The sequence below is a fragment of the Streptomyces sp. NPDC020362 genome, from assembly GCF_040642095.1.
In the GTDB taxonomy this organism is placed as follows: domain Bacteria; phylum Actinomycetota; class Actinomycetes; order Streptomycetales; family Streptomycetaceae; genus Streptomyces.
Genome location: NZ_JBFAET010000229.1, coordinates 1 through 7,016, shown reverse-complemented (window position 1 = coordinate 7,016; position 7,016 = coordinate 1). Strand labels below are relative to the sequence as shown.

Sequence of the window (7,016 nt, the reverse complement as noted above, 5' to 3'; positions counted from 1 at the left end):
CCTCGTCGAACGTCTCACCCAAACCGACCCCAGCACCTACCAACCCCTGCTGGCTCAGGCGCGGGCTGACGCGGTCGATTTCGGCGTCTAACTTGACTCTGTCGGGGATCTTGGCAGGGGCATTGCATGAACCGGACAGATCCGCTTCATGCAATGCCCCTGCCACTGACAGTGAGGTTGTCCATGGCCTGAGCCAGCCGGTCTCCCTGGGCCTCTGACGTGACGGGATGACGTCCACTCCCTGTCGTGGACGTGGCGCGCGATCACCGGAGGCCGCTTGGTCCCCATGTTCCGCGCTAGTGCACGCTTCGAGAACGGCATCCTGCTCGAGCGGTCCGAGGTGGTGGCGTGACGGACCTGCTCGCGGCGCTTGACGCGTTCACCGTCCGCGATCCGAACCGTCGGGACGTTGCCGCTGCAGTCCTCGGGGACCTCCTGCGCGGCACCGCGCTCGACACGGACACCGCCTGCCTGGTCGTCGGGCGCATGGTCAGCCTGGCCGTCCACGAACCGGAGACCAAGGTTCGCGAGTCCGCCCTGAACTCGATCAGAGAGGCCTGTAACCACCACCGCCTGCCCCCTGGACCTCGTCGAACCGCTGGCGACCGCCATGCCGACGATGGAACACGAGCTCCTCGACCACGCCCTCTACGAGGGTGACCTCCGCGTTCAGCGATGACACGAGCTCCTGGCTCAACGGTCGCAAGGCATACACGTCGCGCACTGCTTCCACGTCCACGGGAACCTCGTAGTAGTCCTCTGCGACTCGCCGGAGTGCTTCCGGCGAGCGGTCGACCAAGAGGTCGAACAGGCCCGTTGCCCCGTCGGGGTTGGAACTCCCGGTGGGGGAGTCGATCACGCCGTCGAAGCGCGGGCAGGGTGTGGTCGTCATGATGTAACGGCAGCCGGACGGGTAGTTGCGTCGGATAACCTCTCCATTTACCCAACGCAGCAACAGGGGTGAAACGGCCGTCGGTTGATCGGGAGGGGAACCCACACTGATGAGCGGATCCGAGGGGACGGCCACGGCGGCCACGACTGCATCCGGCGACACCGCCACCACGGCGCCGCGAGGGGCCGGCACCGAGCAGGACTCCCGCCCAGCGCGCCGGATGCGACGGCTGCCGCCTTCCGCCCCGCCCCGGCCGCCGGGTCCCCCGCAGCTCGACTTCCCCCCGGTGAAAAACGGGCTCGACTACCTCACCAGCGTCGTAAAGCACCTGGACGAGACCGAGTCCGAGGTGACGCCCAGCGACGTGAAGTACGCCGTTCTCCACCTCCAGGCCGCAGTCGAGGTGCTGTTCAAGGCGCGACTGCTCGCCGAGCACTGGACCCTCGTCTTCACCCACCCCGGCGAGGCCAACCGGAAGGCCCTGGAGGAGGCCACGCTCAACAGTGTGTCCACCGACAAGGCCATTGCGCGGTTGCGGAACATCGTTGGCGTTCCCATTACCGACAAGGAGCAGAAGGCGCTCACCAAGCTCACAGAGGACCGCAACAAGCTCCAGCACTTCGGCCTGACCCACAACGCTCGCGCCGTCGAGGCCCGCGCCGGCGCCGTCCTCGACTTCTTGATCCACTTCATTGAGGACCAGCTCCTGCCTTATCTCGACGAACCAGAGATGGCGGAAACGGAGCGGGAGCTTGATGGTCTGCGCGAGGGGCTGAACAACATCAACTCCTACGTGCGTGAGCGGATGAACCGGATCGGTGGAGAACTGAAGGCAGAGGGGGTCGAAGCTCGCACCATCGAGTGCGTTTCCTGTCAGGAGACCGCCCTTGTGGTGCAGCCGCGTACAACCTCGGGGCTTCCAGACGACTGGGGCAACCGTGCGACATGTCGTTTCTGTTCCACGTCCTGGCCCCCGCAGGGTCTCCACATCCACTTTCGGGGAAGACCGGTGTGGGAGGAGGCAGACATCTGCCCGATGTGCGGTGAGGCGGCGCTCGGCATCGACGTTCGGGTCCGCAGCGAGCCCGAACCTGTCTACTTCTGTTTTGCCTGCTCCCACATCGCCAAGGAAATCGCACCCTGCGACGGGTGCGGCAAGCCGATTGACGTCTCGGACGAAGGTTCCGCGCCGCTGTGCCGCCCGTGCGAAGACGCATGGGGGCCCGGCCCCGCGGCCGAGTACGGGCCGCCCTACGAGGACCCGGCGGACTACGGCTTCGACGAGAACGCAGAACCGCCCGCCTACGAAAGCAGTTGGTTCCCCAGGAAAGGAGACGGAGCATGAGCCGAGCCCGCCAGGCGTTCCTCCTCGGGCGGCACCTGACGGAGGTTACCTGCGTCGAGGCGACCCTGGAGTACGTCCGCGGCGCCGAGTGGAGCATGTGAACTGGCCCGACGGCCCGCTCTACGAGATGTGCGCACGCCTGGACAATGCCTCGCTGGCCACCGCTTCACCGGGATGCGACCTGCGGTCCCGGCCCAGCGCAAGGCCCGTCGCCCGTACACGAATCGCGTCAGCACGCTCACGCTCTGACCATGATCGTTCTCAGTTTCGGCAGTGGGCCGGACCAAGCGACCCTTACGGAGCCAGTCCTAGGGAAAGACCACGCACAGTTACTGGAAGGCTGGGCTCAACCGGGAACTGGCGACAGTTGAATACGCGAGCCCACCCGTACCGAGGCCGGTCAACAACAGGCGAGCCTGAGCCACTGGGTGACATCGCATTGCCTGCCGGCGGACTCCCTCGCCCGCCCGGGGGTTGTGCCTGCGCCTCAACGTTCCGCCCAGGAACGGCAGGGGAAGGTGCTCAGGTCCGGCGTGGCAGTCTCGCCTGCGGCCAATCCGCCTCAAGAAGCAGGTCAAGCTTCTCGGCGTACACGAAGAGCAGCCTCGCATCTTCCTCGAGGTCCTCTAGGGTGCAGACAATGTTGGCGCCATCCTGCTTCCTGAAGAAGCGGGAGCGTATGACGCCCACGCCGTCCCAATTCCACCAGGAAGCGTGAACGGCATCGTCGCGGCGACGCTTGAGGTCGTTGGCCTCGCCCCACTGAAGGATATCGGCGAGTGCGGCGGCCTGTGGAATGCTCCTGCGGGATTGCGCCACCAGCAGTTTGTGAAGGTCGGACCATGTTTTGTCGACAAGCGAGAAGCCACCCTGCTCGTCTTTCAGTAGCAGTATGAGCCGCTTCATAGCCGCCTCGACATGGCCGCCGCCGACCACGATGGCGCCGATCAGCCCATAGAGGCGTGCACGGTAAGTGAGGTCGGCTTCGTCCGGGCCTCCGTGGCGCCCGATCCTGAAGGTGGAGATGTCCACGCTCGACCGGGCTTTGGGGGTGGTGATGTCCAGGTCGAAAGACGGTCCTCCGTCCAGCTGGGTGCTCATCCGGTAGCTGAGAGAGTGCCCGGGCGGGGGCCATTCATCTGACATACCTGGATCCTGTCGGCTCAGGCTCCCAGGATCCAGCGCTTTCTGCTCCAGCGCGCGTGCCGGCTCCGAATGGCCTGACCCGGCAGTGACCCTACTTCAGGGAAAGCCGGCAGATCGGCGCGCTTGGAGGCTGGGGTGGGGTGCGTCGGGCACCAGGGCTCCACAATGCTTCGAACGTCGCGTAGGGCAACCTCGGTTCCACGCCGACATCGCGGACATGCTCGCCAGGTTCAGCCTCAGGTCACCGTCTCCCCGCAGATGTCCTCGGCCGGAGAAGTCAAGACGTCGCGTGGGGCGGGGCGTCTCTGCCTCTGGCTCCTCACTCCGAAGCAGGAGGGTGAACATAAGAACTTGACAGGGAACGCGCCGGTGACCACCACGGCCATCCCCGCCAGGGGGCCTGTCTCCGTCGCAGCGGCGGCCGCACTGTCTGGGCCGGTGGTGTCGGCGGGGGGAGGGTTGGCGCCGGGCTCGGTCATGTTCACTCCGGTGCCGGCGAGTTTGTCCATGAGCGGGGCGAGTTCCGCGAGTTCCGTGACGATCGAGGGGGCTTTCTCCGCTCCGATGCCCTCGACCTGCTGCAACGCCTCAGCATCGGCGGCGCGGATGTTGTCCATGGTGGCGAAGTGGCGTGCGATGCGCCGGGACATGGAGCGGCCTGTGCCGCGGACGCCGAGCGCGCACAGCACCCGTGCCAGCGGCTGCTGTTTGGCTTTGGCGATCGAGGCGAGGAGGTTGTCGGTGCTGGTTTCGCCCATGCGCTCGAGGAGGAGGAGCTGTTCGCGCTTGAGGGTGAACAGGTCGGCGAGATCGGTGACCAGGCCTGCGTCGACGAGCTGCACGATGCGGGTGGTACCCAGGCCTTCGATGTCGAGCTGATCGCGGCCCGCAGCGTAGGCGAGGGAGGCGACCAGGTGGCAGTTGCGGCCCTGGGCGCACCGCCAGCGTTCCTCGCTCGTGTCGATGCCGGACCCGCAGCGGGGGCACCGCTCGGGGAAGGCGATGGGCTTCTCGCCGCCGGTGCGCAGGTGGGTGACCGGCGCTTCGATGCGGGGTATGACGTCTCCGGCGCGGTGGACCATGACGTGGTCGCCCAGGAGCAGGCCGCGGCGGGTGATGTCGGCCGGGTTGTGGAGGGTGGCGTAGGTGATGGTGGAGCCGTCGATCACCACTGGCTCGAGCACGGCGCGCGGGGCGATGACGCCGGTGCGGCCGACGTTCCACTCCACCTCCAGCAGCCGGGTGATCTTCTCCACGGCCGGAAGCTTGTAGGCGATCGCCCACCGGGGTGCGCGGGAGCCCGATCCGGCTGTCTGCCGGTCGGCGGCGAGGTCGGCCTTGATGACGATGCCGTCGATGCCGAACGGCAGCTCCGCACGCGCGGCGGCGATCTCCCTCACCCGGACAAGGACCTGCTCAGGGCTGTGGGCGAGCACGTCCGGGACGGCGGTCTGGGCGCTGGTGTGCACACCGAAGCCGGCGGCCAGCTTCATCAGGTCGCTGTGCGCGGATGTGGCTAGCCGTTCGGCAAGGGCCGGGTCGGTTTCGGGTATGGGCAGCAGGCCGTAGCCGAAGAACGTCATCGGCACCGTGTAGGTGCGCTCTTTGGCTCGCAGGGTGCCGGCGGCCGCGTTGCGGGGATTGGCGAACGGCTGTCCGCCGTGAGTCGTGCGCACCTCATTGGCGCGCTCGAACTGGGTATTGGTCATGAGGATTTCGCCGCGTACTTCCATGGTGACGGGCTCGGCCAGCGTCTCGGGCAGGCCCTCTATGGTGCCGATGGCGTGTGAGACGTCCTCTCCGGCCGTTCCGTCTCCGCGGGTGATCAGCTGGGTGAGGCGGCCGTTGCGGTAGCGGGCTGCGATGGCCAGTCCGTCCAGCTTCGGCCCCACGCTGAACCGTGTGACCTCACGCCCGATGCGGCGAGCCAAGGACGCGGTCCATGCGGTGAATTCCTCCGCGGAGAACACGTTGTCGAGGCTGAGCATCGGGACCGTGTGCGGCACATCGCCCTCGACCGCCCCGCCGGCGACCTTCCCGCTGGGGGACTCGGGCAGCGCCTGATCCGGGTGCTCGGCCTCCCACGCGGTGATCCCCCGCACCAGCAGGTCGTAGGCGTCGTCGTCCAGCGGGGAGGTGCCGCCTGCGTAGTATGCGGCCGCCGCGCCCACGGCATCCTTGACCGCCTGCGCGTAGGCTGCGGCATCCACGATCACTGCTGCAGAAGTCGTCATGTCCGGCATCTTGCCGCCCACCACTGACAATGGGCCCAGGCGTCCTGGTCCAGGCGTCGGTAACGGGCGACCGCGGCGTGACCGCGCCCCTTGAACGGCATCGCTCTATGCCGCCCGGCCGGCGGCGTGGGGACGTGCCGACACGTACCCCTGCGCCTGATCCCTCCGACTGGCCGCCGCGTACCTGACAACCGGCCAACTGTCCGCGGCCGTCGAGCTGTTCCGGCGGACCGTCGCCGACTGCCTGGAACGGCTAGGTCCCGACCATCGGACACCCTGGCCGCCCGGCAGAACCTCGCCGGTACGTACCGAGCTGTCGGCCGGTACGCGAAGTGCTTGAACTCGTCGAACTGAACCGCGCGGAGACGGAGCGGCTGCTCGGCCCCATGCACCCGGACACCCTCTTCGCACGCAACAACCTGGCGGCCGCGTACGGGGAGAACGGAGACCTCCTGCGGGCCCTGCCGTTGCTGGAACGGGAGGTCATGGACTGCGGGCAGGTGTTGGGAGACCTCCATCGCGACACCTTGGCCACGCGGGCGAATCTCTCGCTCGCCCTCCTGATCCTGGGTGACCCCGACCGCGCCCTGCCGCTGCTGGACGAGCCGTGGCCGACTATGAGCAGGTTCTCGGCCGCGATCACCCCGCCACCCTGACCGCCGCCGACAACCTTGCCGGCGTGTACGGGGAGAGCGGTCGGCCGGCTGAGGCCATCGCGCTGTACGAGTCGAACTGCGAGGGGAGGACGCGGGTGCTGGGCCCGCACCATCCGATGTCCTCGCCTCCCGCAACAACATCGCCGGCGTCGACCAGGCGGCCGGCTGGGTGGAGCAGGCCACCGCCCAGTACGAGGACATGCTGCGGCAGAGCGTGGACGTGCTCGGCCAGGACCACCGGCTCACCCGCACCGTCCGCCGGAACCTGTCGGCACTGACCCGCGCCGCCCGAGAGGACTGATCGGCTCCTCCGACGGGCGCGTCCAGGGCTGCCGCCACGGGTCCGGAACCGGCCGGGCCGGCACGACCCCGGCGGGCGCTGACGGCGGTCCACCGCGCCGCTGTCGGCGATCACCGGGAAGGTCGTGCGCAGTTCGGCGCCACATCAGCGCACCGCGTGCTCATTGGGCGAGTAGACCTCAGACGCCGGCGAGACTGGATATGCCGGACCCCGGCTCCGAAAACGGAAGGCGAGGCTGGAGTCGCCGGTCCCCGGCTTCGGAAGCCAGCGGGCTGGATGGACCGGGCCCTCGGCCGAGCCGTCGGCGGGACGGACTTGTACAACCGGCCCCCGACACCGCACTGTTGGCCGGTATTCGTCCAAACGATCAGGAGTCCCGGCTTGTCCTCCCACACCCCCGCGCCCGCGCCCGCCCACGTCGTCGACCCCGCCGGCGGCTGCC

General features: G+C 68.0%; 7 protein-coding genes and 1 pseudogene. 5 read left to right on the top strand and 3 right to left on the bottom strand.

Annotated elements, in window-relative coordinates; genetic code table 11:
* Positions 1 to 547 precede the first annotated feature (547 nt).
* Positions 548 to 892, bottom strand: coding sequence for a hypothetical protein (locus AB0H32_RS41735; RefSeq protein ID WP_361132721.1), 345 nt, complete (start codon positions 890 to 892; stop codon positions 548 to 550).
* 109 nt (positions 893 to 1,001) lie between these two features.
* Between AB0H32_RS41735 and AB0H32_RS41730 the strand changes: the two genes are divergently transcribed.
* Positions 1,002 to 2,237, top strand: a complete 1,236-nt coding sequence (locus AB0H32_RS41730; protein ID WP_361132719.1) for a serine/arginine repetitive matrix protein 1 — start codon at positions 1,002 to 1,004, stop codon at positions 2,235 to 2,237.
* Between the two features lie 522 nt (positions 2,238 to 2,759).
* Here the strand turns inward: AB0H32_RS41730 and AB0H32_RS41725 are convergent.
* The gene (locus AB0H32_RS41725) at positions 2,760 to 3,338 is read right to left on the bottom strand and encodes a hypothetical protein (RefSeq protein ID WP_361132716.1); all 579 of its coding nucleotides are present in this window, start codon (positions 3,336 to 3,338) and stop codon (positions 2,760 to 2,762) included.
* A gap of 281 nt (positions 3,339 to 3,619) precedes the next feature.
* A complete protein-coding gene (ligA, locus tag AB0H32_RS41720) occupies positions 3,620 to 5,617 on the bottom strand; it encodes an NAD-dependent DNA ligase LigA (RefSeq protein ID WP_361132713.1) in 1,998 nt (665 codons plus the stop codon).
* 169 nt (positions 5,618 to 5,786) lie between these two features.
* Between ligA and AB0H32_RS41715 the strand changes: the two genes are divergently transcribed.
* From AB0H32_RS41715 to AB0H32_RS41700, 4 genes and pseudogenes are all read left to right on the top strand, one after another.
* Positions 5,787 to 5,957, top strand: coding sequence for a tetratricopeptide repeat protein (locus tag AB0H32_RS41715; protein ID WP_361132733.1), 171 nt, complete (start codon positions 5,787 to 5,789; stop codon positions 5,955 to 5,957).
* Entirely contained in the window at positions 5,950 to 6,273 is a 324-nt protein-coding gene (locus tag AB0H32_RS41710) for a tetratricopeptide repeat protein (RefSeq protein WP_361132710.1), read from the top strand. Before AB0H32_RS41715 ends, AB0H32_RS41710 begins: the two co-directional genes overlap by 8 nt.
* A pseudogene (locus AB0H32_RS41705) lies at positions 6,225 to 6,332 on the top strand (tetratricopeptide repeat protein); the annotation flags it as partial. The gene AB0H32_RS41710 and the pseudogene AB0H32_RS41705, both read left to right, overlap by 49 nt.
* A gap of 110 nt (positions 6,333 to 6,442) precedes the next feature.
* The gene (locus AB0H32_RS41700) at positions 6,443 to 6,574 is read left to right on the top strand and encodes a hypothetical protein (RefSeq protein WP_361132736.1); all 132 of its coding nucleotides are present in this window, start codon (positions 6,443 to 6,445) and stop codon (positions 6,572 to 6,574) included.
* The last annotated feature ends 442 nt before the right edge of the window (positions 6,575 to 7,016 follow it).